Origin of the sequence: Lactobacillus sp. B4005 (assembly GCF_026536045.1) — a bacterium.
In the GTDB taxonomy this organism is placed as follows: domain Bacteria; phylum Bacillota; class Bacilli; order Lactobacillales; family Lactobacillaceae; genus Lactobacillus; species Lactobacillus panisapium.
On the sequence record NZ_JAFNOZ010000001.1, the window covers coordinates 311,651 to 327,185 of the forward strand.

The 15,535-nt window shown below is 34.2% G+C and carries 12 protein-coding genes and 2 tRNA genes; 12 read left to right on the plus strand and 2 right to left on the minus strand.

The genetic code is table 11. The annotated features are described in order from the left end of the window. Window positions 1-130: 130 nt before the first annotated feature. The 5 genes from J3U73_RS01615 to J3U73_RS01635 all read left to right on the plus strand — a co-directional run bounded on the left by J3U73_RS01615 (window position 131) and on the right by J3U73_RS01635 (window position 7,120). Window positions 131-1,141, plus strand: coding sequence for an AraC family transcriptional regulator (locus tag J3U73_RS01615; protein WP_267409392.1), 1,011 nt, complete (start codon window positions 131-133; stop codon window positions 1,139-1,141). A gap of 1,304 nt (window positions 1,142-2,445) precedes the next feature. Continuing rightward, on the plus strand, window positions 2,446-3,861 hold the full coding sequence (locus tag J3U73_RS01620; protein WP_267409393.1) for a family 1 glycosylhydrolase: 1,416 nt from the start codon (window positions 2,446-2,448) through the stop codon (window positions 3,859-3,861). Window position 3,862: 1 nt separating this feature from the next. Next, entirely contained in the window at window positions 3,863-5,128 is a 1,266-nt protein-coding gene (locus J3U73_RS01625; RefSeq protein ID WP_267409394.1) for a PTS sugar transporter subunit IIC, read from the plus strand. A gap of 102 nt (window positions 5,129-5,230) precedes the next feature. Beyond that, window positions 5,231-6,697: a GH39 family glycosyl hydrolase gene (locus J3U73_RS01630; protein WP_267409395.1), complete on the plus strand. Its 1,467-nt coding sequence runs from the start codon at window positions 5,231-5,233 to the stop codon at window positions 6,695-6,697. 246 nt (window positions 6,698-6,943) lie between these two features. Further along, window positions 6,944-7,120, plus strand: coding sequence for a hypothetical protein (locus tag J3U73_RS01635; protein ID WP_220269531.1), 177 nt, complete (start codon window positions 6,944-6,946; stop codon window positions 7,118-7,120). Between the two features lie 27 nt (window positions 7,121-7,147). Here J3U73_RS01635 and J3U73_RS01640 read toward each other — a convergent pair whose 3' ends face one another. Beyond that, entirely contained in the window at window positions 7,148-8,158 is a 1,011-nt protein-coding gene (locus J3U73_RS01640; protein ID WP_267409396.1) for a serine hydrolase domain-containing protein, read from the minus strand. A gap of 199 nt (window positions 8,159-8,357) precedes the next feature. Here J3U73_RS01640 and J3U73_RS01645 point away from each other — a divergent pair, with 199 nt between their 5' ends. The 6 genes from J3U73_RS01645 (at window position 8,358) to J3U73_RS01670 (ending at window position 13,142) form a co-directional block, all read left to right on the plus strand. Then, entirely contained in the window at window positions 8,358-8,513 is a 156-nt protein-coding gene (locus J3U73_RS01645) for a hypothetical protein (protein ID WP_220269533.1), read from the plus strand. Continuing rightward, a complete protein-coding gene (locus tag J3U73_RS01650) occupies window positions 8,506-8,706 on the plus strand; it encodes a PTS transporter subunit EIIB (protein ID WP_220269534.1) in 201 nt (66 codons plus the stop codon). The genes J3U73_RS01645 and J3U73_RS01650 overlap by 8 nt, the downstream gene beginning before the upstream one ends. Window positions 8,707-8,813: 107 nt before the next feature. Beyond that, window positions 8,814-8,885: transfer RNA gene (locus J3U73_RS01655), tRNA-Glu, on the plus strand. 8 nt (window positions 8,886-8,893) lie between these two features. After that, a tRNA-Gln gene (locus tag J3U73_RS01660) sits at window positions 8,894-8,965 on the plus strand. An 822-nt stretch (window positions 8,966-9,787) separates the two neighbouring features. Beyond that, window positions 9,788-11,875, plus strand: a complete 2,088-nt coding sequence (locus J3U73_RS01665; RefSeq protein WP_267394394.1) for a BspA family leucine-rich repeat surface protein — start codon at window positions 9,788-9,790, stop codon at window positions 11,873-11,875. 565 nt (window positions 11,876-12,440) lie between these two features. Continuing rightward, window positions 12,441-13,142: a MucBP domain-containing protein gene (locus J3U73_RS01670; protein WP_267394393.1), complete on the plus strand. Its 702-nt coding sequence runs from the start codon at window positions 12,441-12,443 to the stop codon at window positions 13,140-13,142. Between the two features lie 285 nt (window positions 13,143-13,427). Here the strand turns inward: J3U73_RS01670 and J3U73_RS01675 are convergent, their stop codons facing one another. Continuing rightward, the gene (locus J3U73_RS01675; RefSeq protein ID WP_267394392.1) at window positions 13,428-14,780 is read right to left on the minus strand and encodes a Mur ligase family protein; all 1,353 of its coding nucleotides are present in this window, start codon (window positions 14,778-14,780) and stop codon (window positions 13,428-13,430) included. Window positions 14,781-14,925: 145 nt separating this feature from the next. Here J3U73_RS01675 and J3U73_RS01680 point away from each other — a divergent pair, with 145 nt between their 5' ends. Continuing rightward, window positions 14,926-15,525 carry a thymidine kinase gene (locus tag J3U73_RS01680; protein WP_103752223.1) on the plus strand — a complete coding sequence of 200 codons (600 nt, stop codon included), beginning with the start codon at window positions 14,926-14,928 and terminating at the stop codon, window positions 15,523-15,525. The last annotated feature ends 10 nt before the right edge of the window (window positions 15,526-15,535 follow it).

Sequence of the window (15,535 nt, forward strand, 5' to 3'; positions counted from 1 at the left end):
TTGTGACGATTTAACCGCTATTGTCAAAAGCCATAAAAACTATGTTCATTTCACATGTTTTAATATTGATAAAAGAGATAATTTATATTTTAATTAAGCAACTTTTTTAAAGTAAATGAGGTCGAACATTTTGATAGAACAAATTTTAAAAATACTTAGAAAAAACAATTCACCTAGAAACTGGGTAGAGGTTTTTGAAACAGTTAAGAAAAGTGGTAATTTAACCAAGAAAATTGGTAAAGTCAATAACGAACCTGTGTATCGTTTTTTTGATACTTATTCCGATGATTTAACTCTTAATAGCAGTTCGATCTCTATTGCTGTTCAGCCTACAAAGTCCTTTATTCCATTTCATATACACGATTATGTAGAAATTATGATTCCTTTAGTTGAAAACTGCACTGTTGTAATGGAACATTCTGAAATTTTAGTAAAACAAGATAATCTTATTTTTATGGGGAACAGGACAATTCATAAAGTTAAACCTATTAGTGAAAATGGTGTGGTTGTCAATATTGCTTTGCGTGGGTCTGCTTTTTCATTAAATGAGCTAGATTATTTGAACAGTAAAGAAAATGGCTCAAATATATCAAATATTCTGTTTTCACTTTTGTCAAATGAAGAATTTGGTGAAGGTAGATATAGTTTATTTGATATTAATCATAACCTTAAAATCAAAGAATTAGTATATGATATTATTTCAGAATATTACCATCCAGATATTCAATCAGATCAGTTGATTAGGTTAGAAATGCTAATCTTGTTTTCTCGTTTGATTCGACAAGCGGCAAAGGATGAAATAAAAGTTCAAGACTATCGCAAACAAAAGAATAATCTATTATCATTACTTTTATATATTGAAAAGAACTATCAAAATATTACGTTACAAAAAATGGCAAAACATTTTGGCTTTAATCCAAATTATTTATCAGATTACCTAAAAAAACAAACAGGAAAAACGTTTATTAATTTAGTACATTTACAAAGAATTAATGTTGCAGCGGAATACTTAACATATACAACCGCACCTATTGAGCGGATTTCAAATCGAGTCGGTTATGAGAACCCTTCATATTTTTACAAAATTTTCAAAAAATATTTTGGTATTTCTCCGGCTGAATATCGTAAACAAAATAGTTAAGTAAAATAGACTAGTTATCTAAAAATAGTAATAGTTTGAGAAAAAAGTCTATTTTAGTTAATTTAATTCTTTTAAAACCAATAAAGATCCTATTAAACCAAGGCTTATGACTACCAAAATTTAAAAGGATCTTTTCATTTCTTACGAGGTTTTTGAAATCAATTTGATTAAACCTAACTAAATTAAATCCATTATCAATGGTAATAAGGTTATTCTTGGTATTTTTCAACAAAGTAATGCAGGTTGAATGATCAACTTGAAGTGAACCAAAAGATTGATGATTAGTTTAGCCTTATAGACTAATTGGGTAATAAACGTAAATAATTTAGAATTATGGCAAAAAATAAGTTTTCACTTAATATATTACAAAGTTTATTTGCTATTGGAGCAATAGTACACCTTTATATTGAATTTCTGATAAACAGTGAAGAGCTACAACTTTCAAAGTTAATTAAAAGTTGTAACGGCATCATTGTGTGTCGTTTAAGGTCTCAATACACTCAGATTTACAGCTAATAAATCATTGCTTAAATCTAAGAGCAGGCTTTTACTTACAACCTTGCCCATAACGGATATATTTTCATATTGAATAAAATTCACAATGTCAAAGTCTGCTCTTCCAAAAATTTAAAGAAATAAATTATCACAACGTTTCGTGCAGGGTCGACTCAATGGATGATGATTTCACAGCAAACTTCGTTATCTTGCTAATGTTTATGGCTATGAAGTATAATTACATAGTTATTTGGAGCTTGTATGACTATATTTAACAATAAACGAACTAAGTCTAGATTAAAAAATTCTAAGCTAGGGGAATAATAAAATCAAGCTCTAGTAGATTGGCTATTAAATTTAAATGTTCAATTTATACAATTGAATATAAAAAGCTGATCTTCAGTATGTTGTAATATATCTTGACGAAATCTATGTAGAAGCTAAATTCTAAAGCAAAATCTGAACCATTGATGGTATAAAAATAGCGTATTTTATTAAATATCTTGAAAAATGCTTTCTTTGATTTTGCCTGATAAAGTTCTTACGAAGAGTCAATAGTGAGAGCAAAGCAAGTTAATAATTTAATAAAAGGGTCAAATCTTTTTTAAGGGACTTGTCCCTTTTATCGTTTCCGGATATTTATCAATGTTTTTTCATAATTCATCTAAGTATATTAGTCAGAAAATCTGTGAATTCAACATAAATCGTCTGTATTTTGAATATGGTAAGTAAAAAGTCTGTCGAATATACTTTAGTAACAAAATAACCGAATACATTTTGTTGAAAACCAATAGGGAATGGAGGAAATTATGAAGATAAGTAATAGCTTTCTATGGGGCGGCTCCACTGCTGCAAATCAGATAGAAGGTGCGTATTTAGAAGATGGAAAAGGTTTGAGTACTGCCGATGTTTTAACACAAGGCTCTAGAGAGAAAAATAGAAGAGTAACTATTAATATCAAAGATAATGAAATTTATCCCAATCATACAGGTATAGATTTTTATCATCATTATAAAGAAGATATTAAGTTATTTGCTGAAATGGGTTTTAAGTCATATCGCATGTCCATTGCATGGACAAGGATTTTTCCAAACGGGGATGATAAAAGCCCTAATAGCGAAGGTTTGAAGTTTTATCACCAAGTTTTTGATGAGCTACATAAATATAAAATTGAACCAATTGTTACTCTTTCTCATTACGAAATGCCTTTAAATTTAGTGAAAAAGTATGGTTCTTGGAGAAATCGAAATTTAATCGATTTCTTTACTAAATTTTCTAAAACGGTTTTTGAAGAATATAAAAATGATGTTCATTACTGGCTTACCTTCAATGAGATAAACGCGATTTCTGGAAATCCTTGGAATCCGGCCGGTATTGAAATAGAAGATGACGAGAATAGAGATCAAATTATATATCAGGCTTTGCATTACCAGCTTGTTGCTAGTGCAAATGCTGTCATTGAAGGACATAAAATTAATGAACAAAATAAAATTGGAAATATGATACTTTTTCCAATTGTTTATCCAAAAAGTTGTGACCCTGACGATGTCTTATCAGCCTCAAATATGCAAAGTGAGGTCTTAGAAGCAGGTGATATTCAAGTCTTTGGTGAATATCCTGAAAGATTGCTAAGAAAATTTAAAGATAAGCACTTGGATATCGATATATCAAATGATGATTTACGGATCTTAAAAAAAGGTACAGTAGATTTTGTCAGCTTTAGTTATTATTCATCGTTAGTTACAGAAGATTCAAAAAAGGACTCGGATACCGCATCAGGAAATGTGATTTTTGGTATTAAAAATCCGTATTTGAAAACAACTAAATGGGGCTGGCAAATTGATCCAGTTGGTCTGAGACTATCGCTGCGCTTTTTGTATTCAAGATATAAAAAGCCATTAATAGTTGTTGAGAACGGACTAGGTACCGAAGATCATTTATTAAATGGAGAAATAAATGACGATTACCGCATCGCATATTTAAAGGAGCACATAAAAGCTATTAAAGATGCTGTAGAAAAAGATGGAGTAAATGTTTTTGGTTACGACGTATGGAGTGCTATAGATCTTGTTAGCGCTGGAACAGGAGAAATGAGAAAAAGATATGGTCTCATATATGTCAATTTGGACGATGATGGAAAAGGTGATTTGCATCGGATTCCCAAAAAATCTTTTTACTGGTACAAAAAAGTTATTGCATCAAATGGTTTAAATTTGGAGGAGTAATATGAATAATGAATTTACTGCTAAATTAGGTAAAATTAGTGAAAAAGCAAGTAAAAATAAAGTTATCCAAGGATTGTCTAATGGGGTAATGGGAGCATTTCCACTAATCGTTGTAGGAGCTTTTGCTAGTCTTTTCAATGGCTTAAGAATTCCGGCTTGGCAAACTTTTATTCATCAAACTGGAGTTGCTGATTCTTTATCAATGATCACTAATGCAACTACTAATTTTTTGGGAGTTTTAGTTGCTATGACATGTGCGGCGAGTTTCGCAGAACAATATGAAGTTAAGTATAAACATATTGGGCTATTATCTTTAATGTTCTATATGATACTTCTTCCAACTTATATGATGAAAAAGGGAACTGTTGCATATTTAGCATATGATTACTTGGGACCTGCTGGAATGATTACGGCAATTATCGGGGCATGGATTGTAGTTAAATTGTACAAGTTTGTTGTTAATGACCATAATTGGACTATCAAAATGCCAGAAGGCACCCCACCGTATGTTTCAAATTCATTTTCTGCATTAATCCCTGGTTTTGTTATTGCGATTGTTGCTCTAATTCTAAGATTAATTTTCCTTCTTACGCCTTTTAAATCAGCTTTTGATCTTATTTACTTTGTATTACAAACACCTCTAAATGCCATCATTGGTAATAACATTTGGTCTATTGCTTTAATTAATTTGATTATTCAATTAGTGTGGGTATTTGGTATTCATCCTGGTTTTATACAATCACTTCTGGGAACAATTTTAATTCAACTTGATACTGTAAATCAAGCTGCCTACGCAGCCGGTAAAACTTTACCTAATATTATTGGTTTAGCTTTTAGTTATAGTTTAGGCGTCGCTGTATTTTACCCAGCATTAGCAGTAGCAGTCTGGATTTTTGCCCGTTCAAAACGTTTGACTACTTCGGCAAAAATTTCAATTGTTCCAGCAATTTTTGGTATTTCAGAGCCAATGAATTTCGGTTTCCCTATAATTTTTAACCCAATTCTTGCTATTCCATATGTGATTGTACCTGTACTTAATCTCTTAATTGGTTATTATACAATTAAGCTTGGTATTGTTGCACATTATGCAGGAATACTCGTTATGAATATTCCATTAGGTTTCACCGGAATAATTAATGGTAGTGTTTCAATAGCTATAATGGAGGTCGCATTATTCGTTTTAGATATTTTATTATGTATGCCATTCATTAAAGTTTATGATAGAACTATATTAGTTGAAGAAGAACAAGCTAAAAATAATAACTAATAAATTTATGGATAGAAAAGTTACTATTTTTTTCTAGTTTTTGAACAAAATTATCTAATATACTTGGCTTTAACATTTTAAGGGTTTAAAAGAAAGCAAAAAATGTCCAATTTTACAATTGACGAAAACAAAAAGACTGATTTTTCCCATTATTGGGAAACTTGTGTTGGAAGCTGTCATGCTTATACGGCATTGAGGGAAGATTACCGTGAGCAATTAACCAAAGTTCACCAAGAATTAGGATTCAAATATGTTCGCTTTCATGGCATTTTTGATGATGAAATGAGTGTTTGCGTCGAAAACTTTGATTTTAACGGCAAGTCTCAAGGGATTACATATAATTTTATTAACGTTGATAAGATTTTTGATTTCTTATTAAAAATTGGTATGAAACCCTTTGTCGAATTGAGTTTTATGCCTTCTTGTCTTGCCTCAGGAAAGAATCGCGTTTTTCCGTATGGTGGCAATAATACAATGCCTAAATCGGATGCAATGTGGGAAGAACTTATTAATCGTTTTATTTGTCATTTAATCGAGCGGTATGGCAAAGATGAAGTTGAATCGTGGTTTTTTGAGGTTTGGAACGAACCCAATTTACCATTATTTTTCGCCGGGAAACAATCAGATTATTTTCACCTATACCAAATTACGGCCTTAACAATTAAGAAAATTGATTCTAAGTTAAAATTAGGAGGTCCAGCAACTTCATTTAATTCATGGATCCCTGAAATGATTGCTTTTTGTGAAAAAAATCAGGTTCCGCTTGATTTCATTACGACTCACCATTACCCAACAGATGATCCATTATGGCAAAGTGGTTTGGGAATTGAGGAGTTTTTCAAAAACTCAAATCAAGAAAAAACAGACTACCATCGTGGCATCTTGAAGGAAATGACTACTAGAACAAGGGAGCAAGCTAAATCATATCCCCTTTATTATACCGAATGGAATGTTTCTGCAATGGTAGGTGATTTAATTCATGACGAACCATATGCTGCTGCAATGGTAGCTAAAACATTAGCTGACAATGATGGCTTAGTTGATGGCTATTCGTTCTTTACTTTTACTGATATTTTTGAAGAGCAATATCAAAAGCCGGGAGTATTTCATGGTGGCTACGGCCTGCAAACAGTTCAGGGTATTGAAAAACCTGTCTACCGTATTTTTGAAATTTACCACCAATTAGGTACTAAGCGACTAAAAGTTATCAATAAAGATCAAGGAACAGCTGAGGTACTTGCAGTCCAAAAGCAAAAAGACTTACAGATACTAACATATAATCATAATGTTCCAAGTGAAAAAATAACATCAGAAAAAGTGATGATTAATATTGCCAATCAGAAAAACTTCAAGGCTATTATACAAAGAATAGATCAGAATCATGCTAACTCATTTGGAAAATGGCAAGAAATAGGTAAGCCGGAATATCTTAAACAAGCAGAAATTGCTGAGCTTCGAAAAGCATCACAGCTACAAAAGCAAGAAATGGTAATTGAAAACGGTCAGATTACAGTTGAAATGCCACCTCATTCATGTGCTTTGATTACTATTCACAATTATTTTGCCTAAGAAAAAGATCAGTATAATCATAATTAAATTACATAACGGTAAAATTGATTAAAATCGACAAATGTAGCCGATTGCTTTTACAAAAAAGTTTATTAATGCTTACGATTGTAAACATTTTGGAATAATAACAAAATTTCACAATGAATTTTAAAAAAGCCTATTTTTGCGATTAAATAACCTGAAAAATCCCCTTTTTTCTCTTAAAAAACGGTATAATTGGCTAGGAAACGAAGGGGGTTTTTACCAATGATGTGTGATAATTTGTTTTTTAAGATTGTTTGGGTAATTGTTTACGGCATTACCGCTTACTTTACTTTTACCAATAACATGATGATGGCAATGTACTGGATGGCTGGAGGCATGTTTGCTCAGGCTGTTGTTGATCTTATTTATCATTTTTGGCCAAAGCAACGCAAATGCTAAAAAAGACAGTCAGAAGACTGTCTTTTTTTATTGGTCATTTTCTTTTAAGAAGCTTTGAACGATTCTTTCGCGCATAGTCAGGAATATTTGATTGTGACCGGTGGGATGAATTCTGTTAGTTAGTAAGATTAATCCTGATTTGCGCACGCGATCAAGCAAAAGCAAGACGCCGGTAAAACCAGTATGCAAAATCAAAGGATAGTGCAATTCAGGATCAAAACGAAGATCCCAGCCCCAAGATCGGGGCTGAAGTCCTGCAGGATTTTTGTTATCAAAGAGCTGGGCAATAACTTCTTGACTAAGCGGTAAGACGTCTCGCTCGATTCCCAAGTAGCCCTGACAAATTTTAATTAAGTCAAGCAGCGAGGAAAAAAGTCCAGCAGAACCGCAATCACTGCCCAACTGGCGGGCTTTGGGATCATGAGGCACGCCTTGAAGCAATTGATCATTGAGCCAGACGGTTGGCACACAGTTAGTTTTAACAGGGGAAAAAGTCGTGTCTGGCAAATCCATTGGCATAATAATTTCTGACATCCCCACGTCTTGGACTGGGCGACCGTAGATTTTTTTAACGACCAAACCTAACAAAATAAAATTGGTATCCGCATAGCGCATTTTATGTTCAAATTCGTCTGTCACTGGGAGATGAATGATCGCATTGAGTAGCTCGTCATGGCTTAACTGATCGCGGTGGTCAATCCAGCCGCGAATGCCGCTAGTATGTGTTAAGAGGTGAAAGAGCCTAACTCGTGGGTCCCTGAACTCAGGGATAAAATCAATTAATGGCTCGGTAAAATTAAGTTTTCCTTTTTGATATAGTTTTAATAAGATGTTTTCAGTAATCAAGACTTTTGTGAGGCTGGCTAAATCGTATTGCGCAAAGGGACTAAGTTGGGTCACTTTGGGATATGTACTAGCAAAACCAATGGTTGAGGTAAAGACTTGCTTGTTTTTGATAAAGGCATAGTTGACGCCGGGAACAATTCGCTCCGTTACCATTGATTCAATTAAGCTTTGAGTGGTTGAATAATCAATCATAAAATTTTTCCTTCAATAAATCTTTCTCCTTCTATTATATACAATTATAAAGGCATTTTATGATTTAAAGTTATGAAATCTAAGCAAAAATGTTAAGACTTATAGTTGCCGTCAGTCGCTAATTTGTTAGCAAGGTTAATTTTAACTCGTATATATTTTAAAAAACGTTTTATGATGTTTTTACTAAAAGCGCTAGTAGATGGCTATATTAGCTTTAATAAAAGAAAAACGTGATTTTGAAGCGTTACTGGCAGAGCAAGCGAGATCGAATGTACGAACGATAACCATTATTAATGATGTTATTTTATGTGCGCTTGATTTTTTTATTAGAAAAAAGAAGGGTCAATATGAATGAGCATCAGATTGCTGAACAAATCCTAAGTGAAGTTGGTGGCAAAAATAATGTGTCTGGAATAACGCACTGTTTTACTCGACTGAGATTTTTGTTAATGGACATTAAAAAGCGAATAAAGCGGCGTTTAGTCAGATTGAAAGTAATCCGAATTGTTAAGGCTAAAAAGCAGCTTCAAGCCTTTTTGGGTAATTGAAAGAATATTAATATTTTGAAAGCGCTTCTACAACAAAAATTATGCCTTATACGTGAAAATCTCTTGACATTAACTTCACCTTCAAGCATAATAATTAATGTTGATTTTGCCCGTTGGTCAAATGGTTAAGACGCCACCCTCTCAAGGTGGAGTTACGAGTTCAATTCTCGTACGGGTGATTTAACACTGGGATATAGCCAAATGGTAAGGCACAGGTTTCTGGTTCCTGCATGTTTCGGTTCGAGCCCGGATATCCCAATATTTTAATTTACCTTTATATCAGGTTGCTTAAACTCTGGTATAAAGGTATTTTTTGTTTTCGATGACTGTCGAAAATGATTTATATTAGATCAAAATAATTTAGATTTTAATTAGACGTGTAAGTGGATAAATCCCAAGCATTTAGCATAAAGATTGATATAAGGACATTCTTTTTTAGTTATGCCGATAAATCGTCGACGATGCAAAATAGACTTTGATTTAGAAACCGGTTTTATCGTAAGTAAAAATGATGAAAAGACATTTTTTGCTGCTTTAATGTAAAAATTTATTGGAAGTGCGTTTTATACCTAAGTAAAACAGGAAGAACGGCAAATTTAAAAGTTTTTTAGTTGGCAAGTAAGATGTAGAGTAAGAAAAATAATTTAGCCTTAAAAAGTAAGAATCTTTTTTTACATGATTTTGGTGTAATTGTAATTTTGCTAGTGATACACAAAACAAATTTAGTATTCCGATAAGATTAATGAGCAAATCATATTTCCTACTGAAAAGCTAATTTTTGTTGAGAATATTACTTGATGCACTAGTAAAGCTAATATGCTACTGCTCAAATAAAGAACTAGCAAGTATATATTTGGTTAATTTAGTAAACCAAGTAAATTATGTTATGGGTAATCTGAGTTTTGGGGATTATATCTCGAGGTGGCTCTGACTGGATTCATAACTATATTATTTTTTTACAAGCTAAATAATTTAATAAAACTGTGCTTTTTTTAGGAAAGTTATGTAATTTATAAAAACTGGTGTTAAAATAAATTATGTATATAGGAACATATATAAAAATGATAGAAAGGAACTTATTTTGAAAAAAGAAAAGAATACTAAAGCTGTTATTGCAACTACAGTAGTCGGATTAGTATGTGGGCTGGCTTTAACGCAGCAGCAGGCAAAGGCGGCAACGGTAGATCCTGCTAACAGTCAAAACACTGCTGCAATTGTACAGGCACCGAAGGCAGAAAAAGGTGTTATACCAGCAGAAACAGATTCTCATGTTAATACTGGTATAGAAGATGATTCTACTGCAAAAGCAACCGAAAACAAGCCGACAGATAATGCTGGTAAAGATGTTGCTTCGACTTCTATCGACAAGAGTGAAGCTGCAAATAAACAAGCAGTAACAAATCCTGAAACAATTGATCAAGGCACATGGGGGACTAGCAAGTGGGAATATAAGCATGAAGGTGATGATTATGTTCTTTACCTGCATGAAGGAACCTTGGGAAACATATATCATCAGAGTATTAATCAGTTAAACAGCGCTTTTGCAGATCAATTAACAAAAATTAAGGTTGATCGCGGTGTAGTTGCCAATCAAGATTCACAAGGGCTTTTTATGGGCTTGAACAAGCTGACCACAATCGATGGCTTAGAAAATTTAGATACATCAAAAGTTACTAACATGCAAGATATGTTTGAAAACTGTCGCAATATAGAAGTATTGGATGTAAGTCACTTTGACACTTCCCAAGTTACTAACATGGATTCTATGTTTGCTTTTTGTAGCAATTTAAAAACATTGAATGTAAGCAATTTCGACACTTCCCAAGTTACTGACATGGCTAGTATGTTTGAAGATTGTAATAATTTAAAAACATTGAATGTAAGCAATTTTGACACTTCAAAAGTTACTTACATGGATTGGATGTTTAGTGAATGTAATAATTTAAATACATTGGATGTAAGTAATTTTGACACTTCTCAAGTTATTGATATGGCTTGTATGTTCGGAAACTGTTACAATTTAGGAACATTGGATGTAAGCCATTTCTACACTTCCAAAGTTACTGACATGTCTGGTATGTTTGACAGATGCAATAATTTAAAAGCATTAGATTTAAGCAATTTCGACACTTCTAAAGTTACTCAGTGGACCCATATGTTTTACTCATGTAACAGCCTTAATCGCTTAGTTCTTGGGGCAAAAACTAAGTTGACTTCTGACGTTAAATTACCCACAGTCCCCGCTGTCAATACCGTGATTTCGGGGACCAATCGAATTGTAGCTGCGCCTTACTGGGTAGCAACTAGCGGTTATGAACAAGGTAAGCGTTATACATCAGATGAGTTAATGTCATTAACCGGCCGTGATCAGGTCACAACCTATGACTGGGATACGCAAACATTAGCTACCAATACAACGCAAACTAAGGCAGTAACACGCTTGATTGTCGTTCATCAGCCAGATGGTTCAACTAAGACAGACGCGCAAACGGTAATGATTACCAGGCCAGGACTAGTCAAACCAGATGGTACAATCGCATGGGGCAGCTGGACAACAGCGCAATGGACAGCACATGAAGTACCTTCTTTTGCTGGTTATAAGCCAAGTGTTAAAGAGATACCAGCCCAAACAGTTACTAGTCAGACTGGTGATCAGGCAATTGATATATACTATGACCCAATTGAACAGACAATCACGGTGCAATATGTTGATGCTAGTGGCAAAGTTGTTGGCACGCAAGAGCTAACTGGCTATACAGGCGATACGTTGACGCCTAATTATCATGCGCCAGCTGGCTATGAACTAGCCGCAGCACCACAGCCAAGTATTAAAGTTGATGGTTCAGGAAGTCAAGTTATCAAAGTTACGGTTAATCCAAAGTCAATTCAAAATACAGAGCTGAAGACTATCACCAGAACAATTAATGTCCACCAACCTGATGGCAGCATAAAAACTTATAATCAAGTGGCGATTATCAGACGAACTGTAAGTCAAGACCAAATAACAGGCGAAAAGACCTATGGCAGTTGGCACAATGACAGCTGGGACGAATTCAAGGTACCAGTAATTACTGGCTATACGTCAAATCAAGCAATAGTAGCTGGTCAAGAAGTAACAGCGGATAGTGAAAATGAACAAGTGGAAATATACTATTTTGCGAATAAATAAAGCTGGTTCATTGTTAATTTATCTTAATAGAATTTTATAATTTTCTAATTGAGCGTCAGGCTATTAACTAGACTTGATGCTCTTTTTTGATCGTAGTTTTTGTCTCTTCTAGTTCACTACCGTCAATTAAATGACTTAGTCATAATTTGTCTTTCAGATCCTTTTTGGACAAGCGTTAAGTCGACTTTGTCATATTTGCTATAAGGCTTTAAAGTTGCTGTTAATTCATGTCTAAGCCTTAACTTTATACCCTGATTATAAACCTAAGTAGCGTTAATTCTGAGATGAATAAAATCATTTATCTTTGCTTTTATTTGTTTTATTTTATGAGTTTTATAATACTAGTTATACTTATTGTTATTTTAAACAAAAAATAAAATTCCATATAGATTACAAGCAAAAAGTGCTATAATATCTGCAACAGCTTAAGGTTAAGCATTTTCCTAATAAGTTCAATTTTCTTTTTCTGTTTAGTAGTGATTTTTAACAATTCATTCTAAGCAACGAAAAAATTAGTTTATTTAAGAAATGTAATGATTTGAAGTAAGAAAATGGAGAAATTGTTATGAATAGAACAAAAATTGCAAATAAAAAGATTAAAGCGTTATTAGTTACTAGTATTTCGTTTGCAGCATTAACATTTGGCTATGCTAATTCGGCTAATGTAGTTAAAGCTGATACAACTACCACTGAAGATACTACTGCCTTTTATGGCAAGTCAATTGTGGTTGCTCACTACCAAGATGAAAATGGTAATAAACTTGCAGAAGACCAGGTTATTGATGGTCGCGCAGGTGTGGCATATGGTACGATGCGGAAAGCCATTGACGGCTACACATTAAAAGACTGGCAAGGTCCAACAGAAGGTTACTTCCATAATCAACCAAAGGACGAGGTAACTTATATTTATACTAAGGGTAATGTTGGGGTAAATAATGAGCAGACTCCTGTAGCTAATAAAGATCAACAGACTGGTACGGATAATAACCAACCTGAAGCACCAGCCGGTGATAAGCAAAATGCACAAAAGCCAAGTGATGATAAGCAAAATAATACTAACGCCACTGGTAAGACACCTGAAAAAAACCAGACAGTTCCAAGCGCAACTCAGCAAGGAAAGGCTAATGTAGCAGATCCTAATAGCAAAACTCAGCTACCACAAACAGGTTCTGCTAAAAATGCTTCATTAAGCATGATCTTGGCCGGTGTTGCTGCATTATCAATTTCTTTCTTGGGGATGTTTGGTATTCAAAGAAAGCAAAATTAAATATTTGTTTTTGTCAAGGATAATTTATATAATAGATAATATACAAAACGTCCTATTTATTTAAAGGCTGGTTTTGCCGTGAAAGCAAAGCTAGTCTTTTTATTTTGACTAAAAGCCAGTTAATCCTTTAGAATCAGGCACAGGTTAAAAGGCCGCACCCCGATTGAATATCGGAATACGGCCTTAGCGAATAAGAAATAATGTTAATATCCAATTTTAGGGGTTAACTTTAGTCTAGGTGCTTTAAAATTGCTAATTAAGCTCGTTTCTCTTATTACGTACAAGCTACATGCCAGCTTTAATGATTTTTTGTTCAGCCATTGTTTTACGCAAAGAAAGCAGTGCGGTATAAGTTGATAAAATATAAACTTTTTCTGTTGGCAATTTAGCGATTTCATTGATGACAGACCCATTGTCAGGGCAGGTAGTCATGATACTTGGGTCAAAACCAGCAACATTAAGACGAAAGCCCATATCGTGCCAACGCTCGCCACCAACTAAAATCTTTTTAATTTGCTCATGATTAAGATCCTCAAACTGACCATCCCATATCCAAGAGGTATCGATTCCGTCAGCATGGTTGGCGTTAAGAAGAGTAACAAGTGAGTAATTGTCTTTTTCAGTATTTAGCATGTGTAATACTTCATCAAGTCCGACCGGATTTTTCACTAAAATTAAGTTAATCTTTTTTCCGGCGTAATCAATCAGTTCTTGGCGGCCAAAGACGCGTTTGTTTTTAGAAAAAGCATTAGCCACTTCATCATCACTCAAGCCAAAATGTCTGGCAACCGAATAGGCGGTCAACGCATTGTAAATATTATAGGTTCCACCAACATTGATGCTATAATTTTTAGAGCCCATTTGAAATTCTAAATGATTTGGGCTTTGTGCAACGATCTTGTTAACGGAATAAGTTAGTTCTGGACGATGATAGTCGCAGTTGGGGCAGAAAAAATCACCTAAATTAGCGTAAATCCGTTCGTGGTAATGTAAAATATGATCACATTTCGGACAAAGAACGCCATCAGTGTTGACCGGCGCTTTTACATCGTTTTTTGCTTGGTCACTGGCAAGCTTGAAGCCATAAAAAATCTTCGGATTAGGTAAGTCAACGGATGAAAAGATACTTGCATCACCATTAGCGATAATAGTTGCTTGGGGCGCAAGCTTGATTCCAGCAATAATTTTTTCGTAAGTAGTATAAATTTCACCGTAACGATCCATTTGATCACGAAAAATATTGGTTAAAACAAATACACTTGGATGAACCAGTTGTGTAACCATTTTAACGTTAGCTTCATCAACCTCAAGAACAGCGATTTTCCGGCGTGTTTTTTTATTTTTATGAGCTAAAAAGGCGGTAACAATTCCTTGCTGCATATTAGAGCCGGATGGGTTGGTAAGGACATCACCATATTTTTCCCGCAGTGCTTCAACAATGAGAGCTGTGGTCATGGTTTTACCGTTTGTTCCCGTTACAATTACTGTTTCGTAATCCTTAGCTAACGTGTTCAAAATTTCTGGATCAAGATTCATAGCCAGCTTACCTGGAAAGCTGGTCCCGCCTTTTAAAACATTGTGCAGAAACCAGTAGCTTGATTTTCCGGCAAATTTTGCAATTCCAGATTTTACGTTCATGTTTATCCCTCGCTTTAAAATCATTATCAACTATAGCATAGGGAGCAAATGAAAACGAGTTTTTGACAACGATTTAAATGCATAGAATTTATTTTTCATCTATACTAGATGAGTTAGGTGAATTTAATTAGACAAAGGAGCAAAAATGGCACAATTATTTTTTCACTACGGGACAATGAGTAGTGGCAAAACACTTGAAATTCTCAAGGATGCACATAATTATGAAGCCCAGGGGCGCAAAATTGTGCTGATGACAAGTGGAATTGATAATCGTAGTGGAGTTGGAGTAATTGCTTCGCGAATCGGACTGCACCGCGAGGCAGTTCCAATTGAACGTGAAATGGATGTTTTTGCTTATATTAAAAAGATTAATGTCCAAGAAGAAAAACGTGGTGATGGCCCGATTGCCTGTGTTTTCATTGATGAAGCACAGTTTTTAGAGCGGCATCATGTTTTTGAATGCGCCAAGATTGTTGATGAATTAGGCATTCCGGTGATGACTTTTGGGTTAAAAAATGACTTTCAGAATAATTTGTTTGAAGGCACTAAGAACTTATTGATTGTAGCTGATAAGATTAATGAGATTAAAACAATTTGCCACTATTGTGGCCGTAAGGCTACAATGAATCTACGGATTCATAATGGCAAGCCTGTTTATGAAGGTGAGCAGGTCCAAATTGGTGGAGATGAAAGCTATTACCCGGTTTGTCGTTTTCATTATTTTCACCCAGATAAGCAAAGATAGAGAGGGATTG

Excerpts from the sequence above, each read along its gene's own strand:
- J3U73_RS01620 (WP_267409393.1), top strand. The coding sequence starts at position 2,446 with ATGAAGATAAGTAATAGCTTTCTATGGGGCGGCTCCACTGCTGCAAAT.
- J3U73_RS01625 (WP_267409394.1), top strand. The coding sequence starts at position 3,863 with ATGAATAATGAATTTACTGCTAAATTAGGTAAAATTAGTGAAAAAGCA.
- J3U73_RS01630 (WP_267409395.1), top strand. The coding sequence starts at position 5,231 with ATGTCCAATTTTACAATTGACGAAAACAAAAAGACTGATTTTTCCCAT.
- J3U73_RS01635 (WP_220269531.1), top strand. The coding sequence starts at position 6,944 with ATGATGTGTGATAATTTGTTTTTTAAGATTGTTTGGGTAATTGTTTAC.
- J3U73_RS01640 (WP_267409396.1), bottom strand. The coding sequence starts at position 8,158 with ATGATTGATTATTCAACCACTCAAAGCTTAATTGAATCAATGGTAACG.
- J3U73_RS01645 (WP_220269533.1), top strand. The coding sequence starts at position 8,358 with ATGGCTATATTAGCTTTAATAAAAGAAAAACGTGATTTTGAAGCGTTA.
- J3U73_RS01650 (WP_220269534.1), top strand. The coding sequence starts at position 8,506 with ATGAATGAGCATCAGATTGCTGAACAAATCCTAAGTGAAGTTGGTGGC.
- J3U73_RS01670 (WP_267394393.1), top strand. The coding sequence starts at position 12,441 with ATGAATAGAACAAAAATTGCAAATAAAAAGATTAAAGCGTTATTAGTT.
- J3U73_RS01675 (WP_267394392.1), bottom strand. The coding sequence starts at position 14,780 with ATGAACGTAAAATCTGGAATTGCAAAATTTGCCGGAAAATCAAGCTAC.
- J3U73_RS01680 (WP_103752223.1), top strand. The coding sequence starts at position 14,926 with ATGGCACAATTATTTTTTCACTACGGGACAATGAGTAGTGGCAAAACA.